This is a genomic window from Spirosoma sp. SC4-14 (assembly GCF_037201965.1).
GTDB lineage: Bacteria > Bacteroidota > Bacteroidia > Cytophagales > Spirosomataceae > Spirosoma.
This window is the reverse complement of record NZ_CP147518.1, coordinates 4,620,965-4,635,697: the sequence shown is the minus strand read 5'-3', so window position 1 is coordinate 4,635,697 and position 14,733 is coordinate 4,620,965. Positions and strand designations below refer to the sequence as shown.

Annotated in this window: 13 protein-coding genes; 6 read left to right on the top strand and 7 right to left on the bottom strand. The window is 52.1% G+C overall.

Annotated features, from left to right (window positions below):
- Positions 1-861: 861 nt before the first annotated feature.
- From WBJ53_RS18865 to WBJ53_RS18840, 6 genes are all read right to left on the bottom strand, one after another.
- Positions 862-1,005 (bottom strand): hypothetical protein, encoded by a 144-nt coding sequence (locus WBJ53_RS18865; RefSeq protein ID WP_338868953.1) that lies wholly within the window; start codon positions 1,003-1,005, stop codon positions 862-864.
- Between the two features lie 204 nt (positions 1,006-1,209).
- Positions 1,210-2,358: a cellulase family glycosylhydrolase gene (locus WBJ53_RS18860; protein ID WP_338868951.1), complete on the bottom strand. Its 1,149-nt coding sequence runs from the start codon at positions 2,356-2,358 to the stop codon at positions 1,210-1,212.
- Between the two features lie 615 nt (positions 2,359-2,973).
- Entirely contained in the window at positions 2,974-4,017 is a 1,044-nt protein-coding gene (gene bla / locus WBJ53_RS18855; protein ID WP_338868949.1) for a class A beta-lactamase, read from the bottom strand.
- Positions 4,018-4,038: 21 nt separating this feature from the next.
- Positions 4,039-5,220: a cystathionine gamma-synthase family protein gene (locus WBJ53_RS18850; RefSeq protein ID WP_338868947.1), complete on the bottom strand. Its 1,182-nt coding sequence runs from the start codon at positions 5,218-5,220 to the stop codon at positions 4,039-4,041.
- Between the two features lie 171 nt (positions 5,221-5,391).
- Positions 5,392-5,874 carry a lipocalin family protein gene (locus WBJ53_RS18845; RefSeq protein ID WP_338868945.1) on the bottom strand — a complete coding sequence of 161 codons (483 nt, stop codon included), beginning with the start codon at positions 5,872-5,874 and terminating at the stop codon, positions 5,392-5,394.
- Between the two features lie 159 nt (positions 5,875-6,033).
- Positions 6,034-7,614 carry a hydroxymethylglutaryl-CoA reductase gene (locus WBJ53_RS18840; protein ID WP_338868943.1) on the bottom strand — a complete coding sequence of 527 codons (1,581 nt, stop codon included), beginning with the start codon at positions 7,612-7,614 and terminating at the stop codon, positions 6,034-6,036.
- A 109-nt stretch (positions 7,615-7,723) separates the two neighbouring features.
- Here WBJ53_RS18840 and WBJ53_RS18835 point away from each other — a divergent pair, with 109 nt between their 5' ends.
- The 6 genes from WBJ53_RS18835 (at position 7,724) to WBJ53_RS18810 (ending at position 14,050) form a co-directional block, all read left to right on the top strand.
- A complete protein-coding gene (locus WBJ53_RS18835; RefSeq protein ID WP_338868941.1) occupies positions 7,724-8,473 on the top strand; it encodes a TIGR04283 family arsenosugar biosynthesis glycosyltransferase in 750 nt (249 codons plus the stop codon).
- A gap of 44 nt (positions 8,474-8,517) precedes the next feature.
- Positions 8,518-10,656 (top strand): PQQ-binding-like beta-propeller repeat protein, encoded by a 2,139-nt coding sequence (locus tag WBJ53_RS18830; RefSeq protein WP_338868939.1) that lies wholly within the window; start codon positions 8,518-8,520, stop codon positions 10,654-10,656.
- An 88-nt stretch (positions 10,657-10,744) separates the two neighbouring features.
- Positions 10,745-11,884, top strand: coding sequence for a DUF3179 domain-containing (seleno)protein (locus WBJ53_RS18825; RefSeq protein ID WP_338868937.1), 1,140 nt, complete (start codon positions 10,745-10,747; stop codon positions 11,882-11,884).
- 174 nt (positions 11,885-12,058) lie between these two features.
- Entirely contained in the window at positions 12,059-12,355 is a 297-nt protein-coding gene (locus WBJ53_RS18820) for an autorepressor SdpR family transcription factor (protein WP_338868935.1), read from the top strand.
- A 23-nt stretch (positions 12,356-12,378) separates the two neighbouring features.
- Positions 12,379-13,041: an SdpI family protein gene (locus WBJ53_RS18815; RefSeq protein WP_338868933.1), complete on the top strand. Its 663-nt coding sequence runs from the start codon at positions 12,379-12,381 to the stop codon at positions 13,039-13,041.
- Between the two features lie 37 nt (positions 13,042-13,078).
- Complete coding sequence (locus WBJ53_RS18810; RefSeq protein WP_338868931.1) at positions 13,079-14,050, top strand: alpha/beta fold hydrolase; 972 nt, start codon at positions 13,079-13,081, stop codon at positions 14,048-14,050.
- Between the two features lies 1 nt (position 14,051).
- On the opposite strand, the gene WBJ53_RS18805 is transcribed toward WBJ53_RS18810, so the two are convergent.
- Positions 14,052-14,693, bottom strand: coding sequence for a hypothetical protein (locus tag WBJ53_RS18805; protein WP_338868929.1), 642 nt, complete (start codon positions 14,691-14,693; stop codon positions 14,052-14,054).
- Between the last annotated feature and the right edge of the window lie 40 nt (positions 14,694-14,733).

Genomic DNA, 14,733 nt, shown 5'->3' with positions numbered 1-14,733 from the left:
TGTATAAAGAATTGGGCAACTGCCACGTGGTAATGAGTGAATACAGGGCACCGGAGGTCGATTAAACATCTGTTGTTCTATAGAGTAATTGATTTTGAATCATAAAACGTTACGGTTTAACCAGCCTGGGCACACTGTACCCGCCTGCGAACTAGTTAGTTTCGCAGCGAAGAGGCCGTTTAGGGCCAGATTTAAGTCTTGTTTGCTGGTGGTGAGGAGCTGGTCGCAGAAATTTTCAGTAAAAACTTCCGGAGTAAATCCAAAGATCAGCGTCCTTCAGCCGCAGGCCGTTGCCTGGCTGTCTGTCTGCCACCCGCTTAGTTGTGAGTTGCGAAGCCACCGGTTCTCTGAATGGGTATGGAATAGAAAATAGTACGCAGTTCGAAGGTAAAATTTTGCATAGATGTAGATAGTTTACATGAACAATAACAGTTTCCCTACTTCATGATAGGACAAACATACTAAGAAATTGTGTGGATGGTAATTACTCAATTTGCCCCCCTAATTCGTATTTATTAACCGGAGTACCTGTTTTTCATGTCAGCCGTTGCCCGGCCGTATTTGCGGTTCCGTTTAGGAATAGTAAATATTGGAATAATTCTATACTGAACAGTAAAGAAAGCCGTTCGGGTGCTCTGGGCTATGAGGCAGCTAGACGATTGGTTGACGAAGTGAGATTAAAACGGCCAGGGTCTTTTAATCTATTTTTAATGTGTTACCTCTTTACTGAAACAGTATAATTTATTGCAAATTCGTAGGTGTTAAGTTTTTATTATTAAAAAATAAAAAACTTGATTGTTTAATAAATTACTATTCGTACATATATTAGTCATTTTAGAAAAAGCCCTTTCGACTACTTATTTAGGCCGTACGGAAGCATTCCCTGCCAAAGGCCGAATGGCAGAACGCCGAATAGACAAAATTGCGTATTGTCTGTAGGGGTTTATAAGCGGGTTTGTGGCCCAGAATGGCGGCCAGGCAGGTTTCCGGGCGCAGGGTGGCCAATAGCGCCCGGCTTGTCAGTGGCTTTCAGACCGTTAACTGTACATATGGATGAGAATTGATATTTAATAAGTTTACTAATGATCCTTTTGGTTAATTAGATGTTTTTTGGGCTTATCGCTAAAAAATGTTGTTTAAGTCCAAAATGGAATCGCTTCATTGGGTGAAAATATACTCATAGCAAACCACATGCCTAACCCCGTTTTCTCAGGCTTTCATGAGCAGGTTCAGTAGCTGTCGATCGAGTTTGTAACCGTGCCAGTCTTCGTAGGCAACGTCGGTCCGGCCTGAGTTCAGCACCCCAAAATCGCCGATAAACTCCCAGAGCGCAAAGCCAATCTGATGACTTCCCAGAATGTCGAGTACGTCGGTGAACCAGGCCAGAAAGACATCGTGGGGTGTCTTGTTCCAGCAGCCACATTCGCCACAGTGAACGCCCACACCCCGGTTGACGAGGTCGATCCAGGGCTGATAAAAGGTTTCGAGCATGGCGCGGCTGAGGTATTTGTCGCCCACCTGTCCCGGCCATTTGGGTTCGGGCAAATGCTCGGGATCTTTGTTGGCCCAGGGGGCTTTGTAGTGCGAAATAATGCCTGGATTGTAGCCCCGGCAGCTTTGGGCAATGTTGAGGTCGGTCAGTTCGGGGATAACGGTTGAGCCGGTGTTGTTGCCATCGGCAATGATCAGGTGGGCTGGATTTTCGGTCCGTATGGCTTCGGCAGCGGCCTGGGCCACGCTGCGGTAAACCGCACCCGGAACTGTGCTGCGCTGGGCGTGCTGGTCGTTCATGTCGGCCCGCATACTGGGTTCGTTGAGCAGATCGAAGCTGATTTTTTTGGAAGAAACGTGTTTATAGCGTTTGGCCCACAGGTTCCAGTGGAAGCAGAAGGCATCGAGTGCCGCCTGATCGGTCCAGAGGTTATAGGGTTCATGAAAGCCCGCATTGACGCAGTAGCCGGGGGCGCGGTGCAGGTTCAGACTAACGTGCAGGTGGTGCTTATGCGCCATCGCTACCAACTGGTCGATGCGGTCAACGGCCCGCGAATCGATCTGGTACACTTCATCGGGGGTAATCGGGCGGCTCCGGTCGAAGGTGAGGTAGTAGGGATAGGCCATCGGGATGCGGACAAAGTCGAACCCCCAGTCCTGCATCCATTTGAGGTGATCTTCCTGCGTAGCGCGTCGGCTGGCCGACGGATTGGGGGAAAAGAAATCCAGTAGATTAAAGCCTTTCCATCTGGGCAGTTTGTTTTTTCTGGCCGTTTCCAGGGAGGTTTGGGCCAATGTCTGTGGGCCGATTGTACCCATGGCTGCCGTCAGCAGACCTGTTTGCTGAATAAATGCTCTCCGTTCCATATTGTGGAGAGTCGGTTCATTCAGGCATCTACTCACGAACTGTTGTATACAGGCCTTTTTCCTAACTATGCCGCATTGGTTTTCACAAAATAACCGAGTAACTAAAACCTGGCAGGTCGGCTTGCTATGTACTAACCCCTAAAGGAGAAGACTCTACAACCCCGAAGGAGTGTCAGGCTTATAGGAAAGTAAGTAAGGCCAAGCTGAGAGCCCCGAAGGGGTGAAACTATGGGGCTCCGCGTTGGTAGTGGATGCGTTTTCCCCTATACTCCTTTCCCCCTTTCCGGGTTAAAGATTGGCACTTACCAGCCCTGCCCGTAGGCGCTTAGTAGGCGGGTAAGTAAAGTCCTGACGGGCAAGGTATAGTAATATGCCTACGCCATTTTTAGCAAAAGGTCACCCTATGGAGTGCTAAACGGGAATGCCCTTTGGGCTACCAAGATACCCGTGCTACGGCGGCCCTGCCCGTCAGGGAGCTGGCGATGAGACAATCTGGGCGAATTTCGATCGTTGACCGGCGTCAAAGTAAGTAAACCGGCCACAAACCAGGTGGGCGAACAGCAATTCAATCATTGACTCACATCGGCAACTAGCAGCTTTCTGGATTTTCCTGGTTCAGGGCTGATACAAAAAATAGTCGTAGATAGCGCGGGTAGCGTGGGCAATGGTTTGTTCGCGCTCGGCCAGCGGCTGGGGCGAAGCACCCACAAAAACGGCAATGGCGATATGACCGGCATCGCCCGGCAGGGTAATGATGCCCACGTCGTCGGTTGCGCTGCCATCCAGCGAACCCGTTTTGTGCGCAACAACGGTCGACGGGGGTAAATAGCCTTTTAGGCGGGCCAGACCACCCCGGCAGCGTTCCATAACAGCCAGCAGCAGCGCGCGGCTTTCGGGTTTCAGCGCTTTACCCTGATACAGTTTGGTCAGCAGATCGACCATGGCGGTTGGGGTCGACGTGTCGCGGGGATCGGTATTGAGCCGGGCCACTGCTGCCCGTTTCATCTCCGGTGTCGTGGCGCTGTCGAGCCGGGCGTAGAACCCGAGCGTCCACTGATCGGCAGGCGGGAGGGTAATGCCATCCAGATCGGCCAGGAGCTGAATAATGGTTCGATCGACCGACATGCCCTGAACGCCCAGTTCGTTCAGTCGATTCTGGACGGCTTTCGTCCCGCCAACCAGTCGGAGCAGGATGTCGGTGGCCGAGTTATCGCTGATCACCATCATCAGTTCGAGCAGGTTCTGAACCGAAAGCTGCACGCCCGGTTTGGCAAACAGCACATCCAGCGTGCCGCTGCCGGGATGCAGGTCGGCCGGTTTCAGGTCGACCATCGTCATCAGCGACAGTTCGCCTTTTTCGATCAGTGTAAAGAGTTGGACGGCAATGGCCACTTTTACGGTACTGGCCATCGGAAAATGGTCCTGAAGGTTGATGCCAACCTGCCGACCCGATTCGAGATGGACAGCGCAGATGCCTACTTTGCCCCTGGCCAGCGTGGCTATTCGTTCGAGTTCCTGCTGCAACCGCTGGGTTGCGATGCTGGCCGTTTTGGCAGGCGACGTGTTGCTTTGGGCATACCCTGACCCCGTGTTAAGCACAAAAAGGATCGCCAGAAACCGGATACGATTTCGTTGAAGGAAGTATAGAAAACATTGCATAGCGGAAAGGGAGCGGTTGTTTTATAAAGAGGCCAGGGCATTGTCGAGGTCAGCGATCAGATCGTTCACATGTTCGATACCAACCGAATACCGGATCAGGCTTTCGGGAATACCCAGCAGGCTCCGCTGCCCGGCCGTCAGTTCGACATGGCTGGTGGTTCGGGGTGGTCCGGCCAGGGTACTGACCGACCCCAGGCTGGCGGCCAGATGGGCAAACTGAAGCTTGGGCAGAAAGGTTTTTACCTGGTCGTAATCACCAGCCAGCGAAAAGCTCAGAATACCGCCAAAACCCGACATTTGCGCTTTGGCAATGTCGTGGCCCGGATGGCTTTCGAGGCCGGGATAAAACACGTCCTGTACCCTGGGATGCGCCTTCAGGTGCCGGGCAATGGTCAGCGCCGAGGCATTCTGCCGCTCGATGCGCAGTTCCAGGGTTTTCATGCCACGGGCAATCAGATAGGCCGGATCGGCCTGCAGGCTGGCTCCGTTGATTTCCCGGAATTGAAATACCGTGTCGACCAGTTCTTTTTTACCGCACAGCAGCCCGCCCATTGCATCGGAATGACCGCCCAGAAATTTGGTGGCACTGTGCAGCACCAGATCGGCACCCAGCGCCAGCGGATTCTGGTTGATGGGGGTGGCAAAGGTGTTATCGACTACCGTAATGGCCCCGACTTTTCTGGCTGCCGCTGCCAGACGCGCAATATCGACCACTTTGAGGGTAGGGTTGGTAGGCGTTTCCAGATAAAGCAGATCACAGCCTTTCGCAATTTCGGTTTCCAGCGCGTCGAAATCGGTCGTGTCGCAGAGCGTAACGCCCACCTGATAGCGGGGCAGAAAGTCGAGAAAGATACGGCTGGCACCACCGTAGGTATCTTTGATCGATACAACCCGTTTGCCGGGAGCCAGAAAGGCAAACAGCGTATTGCTGATGGCTGCCATGCCCGTTGCAAACGAGGTAGCGGCTTCGGCACCTTCCAGAATCCGGATTTTTTCTTCGAGTACCTGAACGGTTGGGTTTGTGTTGCGGCTATAGATATGCCCCTCTGCTTTGCCGGTAGCTACCCGATGCCATTCGTCGAGATCATCGTAGGCAAAGGCAACGCTTTTGATGATGGGGGTTGTAACGGCTCCGCTGGTGAAAGGATCGGTTTCGCCAGCCCATACCGACGTTGTACTTTTCTGGTACTTCGAAAAATCCATTGTGCGTATTAAATGTATATTGGTTGTAGATGGGTAGTTGTTCTGCCCGGCAAGGCTGTTGAACAAAACCGCGTTTTTATTGGTAGAAAATAAGGTATACTCCCATGGTTGGCTTATTTTCTACGGCCATATTGAGAATCGGGTAATAATACACAAAAAGAAACAGGATGCCTAACGGCTTGAGCTGGCTACGGGCAGTTCGCGCATGTCGATCAGTTGCCGGGCCAGTATCGGGTTGTCGGCCATGAGAGATTTGATGTGGTTCAGTGTTTTTTCGGGCAGTTGGGGAGTACGGCTGATGATGTCGACACCTTCGGGGGTGAAGAGGGTTTTGGAAAAATGAATGACCGCCCACTGGCCATCGGGGTCCTGTAGCATAACCTGCCAGTGGCTGTGGAGCAGGTGCAGAAGTCCGTTGCCCTTCCAGACAAATGCCGCCGAGTCGCTGGGGTTGGGATAATCGTAGCCGGTGATGCTCTTCGTCTCGCCGTTTTTAGTGTATTTCACTTCGTCCCGCAAAACGTTCTGGGTTTCTTTTTCACTGGCGACAGCATAGGTAAAGGTTGGGTTTGTCTTGTCGCCTTTCAGCCACATTGGGAAGTTGGTACTGCAAATAAACCAGGTGCCAATCAGGGTGTGAACCAGTTTGTTCATAACGATAGGGAATTGGGAAAGTGGTTGTTTTAGTACTCAGATCAACATTATGTACAGTAGTAGGTCTGGCTGTTGAACGGGGTATGCCCGGGCGATGCTCAACTACGGATGTAAAGTGCTTTTACGTGTCATTGACAGACAATCAGTCAAGACAGACAATCAGTCAATAGGTTTTCGGGTCGCGTCGTGACTCGATACCCAATCGAGCGAGGAGATGGCAGCGGCCAGCGATAACTCACCAGCGGCTATAACCCCCGCCACAATTTCGGCAAATTTGTTGACCTGGCCGTCGCCATAACAGCCCATCAGTTCCAGACATTCGCGCTGGGTAGGGAGACTGGTTCCGCCCCCAACTGTCCCGACCACAAGCGAGGGTAAGGTAATGGAACCGTAAAAATTGCCTTCGGGCGTGAGTTCAGAATACGTGATGGCTGCCGACGATTCGGCCAGGCAGGCCACATCCTGCCCGGTTGCAATGAACAGCGCAGCCAGGCCATTTGCCGAATGGAGTCCGTTGTTGTTGGTACCCGCGAGTCGGGCGCCCACGTCGCCCAGCCGCGCATGGCGGATCAATTGCTCCGGCTCGACCTGTAGTTCGCGAATCAACAGATCGCGCGGAATGCATACTTCGGCCGTTACGCGTCGGCCCCGTGTGTTCAGCATATTGAGTTGCGATGGTTTTTTATCGGTAGCCATGTTCGATTCCAGAAAGAAATGCTCGATATGTCCCGGATGCTGTCGGTCATATTCTTCCAGAATGTAGGTGCAGGCCGCCAGGGTCGCTTTGCTAACCATGTTTTGTCCGGCTGCATCGCCGGTGTGGTAGCCAAAGCGCAGATAGGCGAGTTTTCCATTGAGGTACGTATCGACATACTGAAGCCGGGCAAAACGCGACGTCGATTCTGCTTCAGTAGCCAGTTGGCGCTGCTGGCTGTTAATCCAATGCGTAAAATTGCGGGCCTGCCGGGCGTCGGCAAACTGAAAAACTGGTGCCCGCTGCATGGCGTCGTCCTGAACCGTGCACAATACCCCCCCGCTCTGATTAATGAGTTTCATACCCCGGTTATAGCTGGCTACCAGCGTGCCTTCGGTAGTGGCCAGTGGAATCAGGAAATCGCCCTGAGCGTGTTCGCCATTGATTCGTAAGGGGCCTGCCAGTCCGATAGGTACCTGTGCTACACCGATAAAATGTTCGCAGTTGCCTTGCACCACGGTTGGGTCGAAGGCATACTGTGTTAGCTGACGGGGCGCTGTTTTTGTGAAATGGTGCATAAACTGGTGCCGCCGGGCAATAATTTCCGGTGAATAATCGTCGGTCAGGCTGCGGGGAATACCCCACAGTTCCGGGCCGGAGCGGATGGGTGTATCGGCCTGTAGTTCATCGTCAACCGTAAGCGTAATGGTGCCGAAGGGCTGGGTATGCAGCGTTAGTTCGAGCGTATGCTTACCGGGCGATAGCGGTTGGGCAACTGCCTGTATGTGCACTACCTGGCGCAGGGGAAACGCCAGAGGATTGGTGGGCGAAATTTGCGGGAGAGCTACCGGCTCGTTGCCGGTTATCGTTAGCGTGAATTGGTCGGCCGCATACTCCTGGCCATCGATGCGGGCTCGTTGCAGACCGGTGAAACCGGCGTCGGTGAGCCGGTTTTTTAGGGAAAACGTAAAGCCATTGGGCGTATTGCGCAGGCTATTGCGGTTGTATAGCTGTTTCAGGAGAATGTTCGGAATGAATCGAAACACAATGCGGGATGGTTAATGATCGGTCTGTAATTTACGGGCGAGTTTCCGTCCACCCTACAAATTCCAGTAGTTGGTAAACCGTAATGGGCTGGATTGGTTTACTATGCCTATGCCCAATGTTTCCATAATTATACCAACTCTGAACGAAGAGCATACGCTGCCCCGAACCTTGCGGTTGCTACAACGGCTGTGTCCCGAACCGCTCGAAATTATTGTTGTCGATGGCGGCAGCACAGACCGGACAGTTCAGCTAGTCGAAGCAACCCGTCCCTGCTTTCGGGCGTTACGCATCATGCGGAGCCAGCAGCCGGGAAGGGCTCCGCAGATGAATGCGGGCGCTGCCAAAGCGTCGGGCGATATACTCTGTTTTCTTCATGCCGATACAACCCTGCCCGACGATGCCCTGCGGGTTATTGCCCATACCTTGTCGGACCCCAAAACCGTAGCAGGAGGTTTCATTTCGGTGATGCGGGGAGCAATGACCACCCGCTGGCTGACTTCTTTTCATAACTACATCAAAACCTACTACGCCCCACTGCTTTTTCGGCCCTATCTGTTCTTTTTCAAAGGTGCCCGGCTGTTGTTTGGCGATCAGGTTATTTTCTGCCGTCGCGACCAGTTTATGGCAGTGGGAGGGTATACCGAAGCGATGCCGATTATGGAAGAGGCCGATCTGCTGCTCAAACTGATTCGGTTCGGTCGGGTTCGCCAGGTGAACCGTATCGTCGAATCGTCGGACCGACGGGTGGCCAAATGGGGGTTCTGGAAAGCCAATGCGGTATTTCTGTCGATTGGTTTTTTGTGGGGAATGGGCTATTCGCCGGAGAAATTGAAGCGGTGGTTCGTAGACATTCGGTAAATTACGCTTTTGATGTAGATTTGCCCGACTACTCCTATACCCGCATGAAACGACTTCTTTTACCCCTTGGCGCCGTGGCGGCACTGACGTTGGGCTGGTCGCAGCTAAGGCCGAACCTTACCGACGATAAACCCAACGACAACACCAACTGGGCCGAATACCTCGGCGGTCCCGATCGCAACCATTACTCAGCCCTGACGCAGATTTCGCCCGACAATGTAACGAACCTGAAAGTGGCCTGGACCTATGCGGCTCCCGATAGCGGCCAGATTCAGACCAACCCGATTATTGTCGACGGTATTTTGTATGGTGTTACGCCTACCGTTCAGGCGTTTGCGCTCGATGCGGCTACGGGTAAGGAAATCTGGAAATTTGGCGATCCGCTCAAGGTCTGGCATAGCACAAGCCGTGGGGTGGCCTACTGGCAATCGGGCGACGACAGGCGGATTCTCTATACGGTTGGACCCATGCTGTATGCGCTCGATGCCAAAACGGGGAAGCCTATTCCGAGCTTCGGCGACAATGGTCATGCCGATCTGCACGAAGGGCTGGGCGAAGCCGCGAAAGATAAATTTATTATCTCGAATACGCCCGGTACCATTTTCGAAGACCTGATTGTGATGCCGGTTCGGGTGGCCGAAGAGGTTGGAGGGGCACCGGGCCACATACGGGCGTTTAATGTCCGGACTGGCAAACTGGCCTGGACATTTTATACGATTCCGCGACCCGGACAACTGGGCTACGATACCTGGCCAAAAGACGCTTATCGGAATCCCGATATTGGTGCGGCCAACAACTGGTCGGGGATGGCGGTCGACCGTCGGAGAGGAATTATTTATGTGCCAACGGGTTCGCCTTCCTACGATTTTTATGGTGGGAATCGATTGGGTAAAAACCTGTTTGCCAACTGTCTGCTGGCGCTCGATGCCCGAACTGGTAAGCGGCTCTGGCATTTTCAGGCCGTACACCACGATTTGTGGGACCGCGATTTTCCCTCTCCCCCCAACCTCGTAACCGTAACCCAGAATGGCCCCGACGGCCGACCCCGAAAAATCGATGCGGTAGCACAGGTTACAAAATCTGGTTTTGTCTATCTCTTCGACCGCGTGACCGGTAAGCCGCTCTTCCCCATTAAAGAAGTGCCCGTTCCTCAATCGGACATACCGGGCGAAGTGACCGCACCCACGCAACCGGTTCCGCAAAAGCCCGCCCCCTTTGCCCGCCAAACCATGACCGAAGCCGACATAAACCCCTATTCGGGCGATAAAGACTCGTTGCTGGCCGTTTTTCGGTCGGTAGGAACGCGGTTCTATGAACCCATCAGCAAACGCGGTAGTCTGATGTTTCCGGGAACGGATGGGGGGGCTGAGTGGGGTGGGTCGGCAGCTGATCCCGAGGGGATTCTGTATGTCAATGCCAACGACGTGCCCTGGATTTTTAAGATGATCGATACGCCAAAAAACGATGAACTGGCGCATCTGAGTCCGGGCCAGCGCGTATATACCCAAAACTGCATTGGCTGCCACGGACCCGAGCGGAAAGGGAATGCCCGAAGCGGCTATCCATCGCTGGTCGATATTGGCCAACGGCGCGACCGGCCCTATGTGATGCAGATTGTTAGCAATGGCAAAGGAATGATGCCCGGTTTTACGGCGCTCTCGGCCGAAGAGAAACAGGCTTTGATCGCCTTTCTGTTTGGTGAAGAAAAACAGGAAGTGGGCCGTTCTGCACCAGTGGCAACGGCAAAACAGCCTTATCTGCCCTATAAAGTCACGGGCTATAATAAGTTTCAGGACAGTAAAGGCTATCCGGCCATTGCACCACCCTGGGGAACGCTTAATGCCATCAATCTGAACACGGGCGAATACGTCTGGAAAATTCCGCTCGGCGAAGACAAAGCTTTAAAAGCAAAAGGCATTCACAATACCGGTACTGAAAACTACGGTGGCCCGGTCGTTACGGCCAGTGGCTTGCTGTTTATTGCCGCCACTAAAGACGAAAAATTCCGGGCTTTCGACAAAAAAACAGGGAAACTGCTTTGGGAAACCGATTTGCCTGCCGCTGGCTTTGCAACGCCAGCGACCTATCAGGTCAATGGAAAACAATATGTGGTAATTGCCTGCGGTGGCGCTAAATTAGGCGCTAAAAAAGGGAATCAGTACGTAGCTTTCGCGCTGCCATAAGTGGTGGCTATCAGAGGTTGGACATTGGGGTTAGCTGTTAAATAAATGTCTAATAGCCAATGTCCAGCCTATAACATCCAGATTAGCGATGAAACGACTCTTCTACATCGGCATTGTGGGCATGATTCTGTTCGAGATTGCGAACGTGTACTTTATCATGCCTATGCCCGGCAGTCAGCGAATGGTCAGCATCGATCTGGCTTATTTTCTGTATTCTTGGCGCTGGGCGTTTCGGGTACTGTTCGCTGTGCTGATCATGTCGGGCATTGTCAGCGCGTTTCAGCAGACAAAATGGGGGGTGTTCATGGCAATACTCGTGCTGGTAGGAGTGGGCTATGCCTTTAATTTTCAACTTGCAGCCGACCATATGTTCTACCAGCCCGGCCAGTTGACGTTTGCCGCCGGGAAGGGCAGTAGGGTCAGCACCGATCGGGAAATTGTAGGCGTAGAACTGAATGGCCAGGCCAAAGCCTACCCCATTCAATACATCGCATACCATCATCAGGTACGTGACACCATTGGGGGCGAAACCGTAATTGTGACCTACTGTTCGGTATGTCGCACCGGACGGGTGTTTCGGCCATTGGTGAACAACCAGCCTGAGGTTTTCCGGCTGGTAGGTATGGATCACTTCAATGCTATGTTCGAGGATGCGACAACGGGTAGCTGGTGGCGTCAGGCCAATGGCGAAGCCATTGCTGGTCCGCTGCGGGGCGATACCCTGCCTGAAGTATTTAGCCAGCAGGTTACGCTGAAACAATGGCTGGCTCTGTACCCAAACAGCCTGATCATGCAACCCGACAGTACGTATAATGACTCGTATGCCAAACTCGACAAGTATGAACGGGGCAAAGGTGGTAGTGAACTGACCCAGACCGATAGCCTGTCGTGGCACGACAAATCGTGGGTTGTGGGCATACAAGTCGGTAAGCGAACAAAAGCCTACGACTGGAACCGGCTGAAGCGCGAACGGGTCATCAACGATACACTGGGTGAGCGCCCAATTCTGATCGTACTGGCTCCCGACAACCGAAGTTTTTTTGCGTACCATCGGCCATTGCCTGCCGACCAGTTTCGGCTTCAGCACGATACGTTATTAACCAGCCAGCAAGCGTATCGAATTACGGGGCAAAATATAACCAACTCAACTGCGCCCCTTGCCCGGCTGTCGGCTTATCAGGAGTTTTGGCATAGCTGGCGCACGTTCCATCCCGATACAAGCCGGTGAAGAATCGGTTTACGGCGGCTGCGCCTATTAGCTTACACCTTCTGCTACAACGCAATCGTAAACCGTATATCACAGCCCATTACCACTCATCCCTGAATTTGGCCGAATATATATGTTTAAATAGTTGTCTAAATAAGTAATTAGATATTTGTCTAATTGTTTAAAGTCGTCTATATGAATAATCTCTTTAAAGCACTGAACGACCCGACCCGACGGCAGATTCTGGATTTACTTCGCGACGGTGATCTGAATGCGGGGGAGATTGCCGACCGCTTCGATATGACCAAACCCAGCATTTCGCATCATCTCGATTTGCTGCGTCAGGCGGGGTTGGTAGAAGCAACCAAGCAGGGGCAGTTTATCCACTATTCGCTGAATACGACCGTTATGGACGAATTGCTGGCCTGGGTAATGAGCTTTCAGAAACCGACGAAAGCGGAGTCGACTGCTACTGAAAAAACAGAAAAATAAACCACCATAACCTTATCAAACGCATGAAAACGAAATCAACAACAGCCGAACTCCTGATGGTTGCTCCGTGGCTGCTGGCCATTCTCTATGTAGCCTCAATCTGGAATCAGCTTCCGGCCAATATGCCTATTCATTATGATGCATCAGGGAATGTGAATGGCTGGGAAAGTAAAAATGTAGTGGGTGGGGCAGGGCTTCTTTTGGCGGTATTGCTCTATCTGCTGTTTCGCTATCTTCCCAATCTTGATCCGAGAGGCCGACTGCAATCGGCTAACTATCAGAAGCTACGGTTTGTGATGATGCTATTTCTGGCCGCAATTCTGGTTACAATTTTTTACCTGGCCATTCATCAGGAAAGCAGTAAGTCGTTGTTGAGGCCTGAGTTGGCATTAATCAGCTTACTGATTGCTGCAATTGGCAACTACCTGACTAGTATAAAACCTAATTTTTTTGTCGGGATTCGTACCCCGTGGACATTGAGCAGCGATGCCGTATGGCGGAAAACGCACCAACTCGGCGGTCGATTGATGGTTGCTGGTGGTCTGGTGGGGGCCGTGCTGGCTCTGATTGTCCCAATGCCTTACACGGTTTGGGCGGTAGTAGGCATTATCCTGATTGCTTCGCTGATTCCAGTTGTCTATTCATACGTCTATTTTCAGCGCGAAAAGAACCATCAGTTCAATTAGACCAGGTACACACCATTACCAATTAAACAAGACTGCAATGAATCGTTTTCTCACTACCACCCTTGTTCTTCTTTTTGTTAGTCTGGGGGCTTCGGCGCAAACCGAAGAGCCTATCCACTATAAAATCACCGTTCCGGCCGGAGCCGACCTAACCCTCGATGGCACATTGACCCTTCCTGACGATACCAAAAAGCCCGTACCGGTGGTACTGCTCATTGCCGGGTCGGGGCCAACCGACCGCGATTGCAACAGTGGTTATGGCCTGAAATCCAATGCTTTCAAAATGCTGGCCGACAGCCTTGTGAAGCAGGGTATTGCGGTTGCCCGGTATGATAAACGCGGGTCGGGTACGAATTTACAGGCAGCGATAAAAGCGATAAAACCCGAAGAACACCGCTTCGATTTCTACGTAAGTGATGCTGTTGGGTTCATTCGGCAATTGCAGGCCGACAAACGATTTGCGGGCGTATATGTAGCCGGGCATTCGGAAGGTTCGCTGGTGGGAATGCTGGCCGCCGGGCAGACAAACGCGAAGGGATATATTTCGATAGCTGGTGCCGGTCAGAATATTGTGGAGGTGATGAAGGCGCAGGGACGGCAGGCTAATTCAAAAGAACTGCAGGCCGAAGTCGATGCGGCCCTGGATTCGATGCGGGCCGGACATATTGTACATCCCAAAAATCCAATCCTCAAAGCGCAGCTTTCGCCATCGCAGCAGCCTGGTTTGATTTCGTGGATGCAATATGATCCGGCTGTTGAAATCAAACGCTACAAAGGCCCGGTGCTGATTATCAACGGGAAAAACGATTTGCAGGTGGCCGTTGGCGAAGCCGAGCTACTAAAAGCAGCCCGGCCCGATGCCAAACTTGTTCTGTTCGATGAAATGAATCACATCCTGAAAAATGCGCCTGCCAATCGTATCGAAAATATCAAAACATATGCCGATCCGAAGTTGCCGCTTACACCCGGTCTGGCAACAGCTATTGCGCAGTTTGTGAAGCAGCATTGAGTTAGTTGGCTGAATAATGCTGTAGATAGGCAATCAATCGCTCAAAGTGGAGCTGTTCGTACGGGTTCTGGGTTTGACGGATCAGAATATGCCGGTAGCTATCGATCAGACCATCGAAGTAAGGGTTATGATCGAGCCGGGCCGCCACCAGTCCTTTATAGCACCGATGGGTCTGGTTGTAAACATACTGGCAGGGTTGAGCCGGATGTTCGTTCAGCAGTCGATCCAGATTGGCCAGCGAGCAGGCCGTGTCGAGAAAGGAGAAGCCTTTGGTATCGAAAAACTGTTCAATCTGGGTGCAGATAGCATTCAGATCGTCTTCGGACTGGATCTTATAGCGAAAATACTGAAACCCACTGAATTTACCGATGGAGACAATCAGCGTGTTGGCTTCTGGCCGGAAATCGGGTAAGTTATTCAAAAACTGTTGGGCAATCTGTTCTACCTGTTCGTTCCGGCAACCGAAGTTAACCTCCAGAATGGTTTCATCGCCATAGAAGGATGGCGACAGAATGACATTCTGGAAACCGATTGGAGTGGTTCGGCGGTACTGTTTTTTTTCGGGAAGTAACGCAAAGGCGTGCTCCGTAAAAAACGGAGTTAAGTTCTGATAGAGGGTCGTTTCAAAAGCCGTGATGGTCATTAGCGTTCATTGTATAGATCATGGGAAAGAGGAAGTAGAG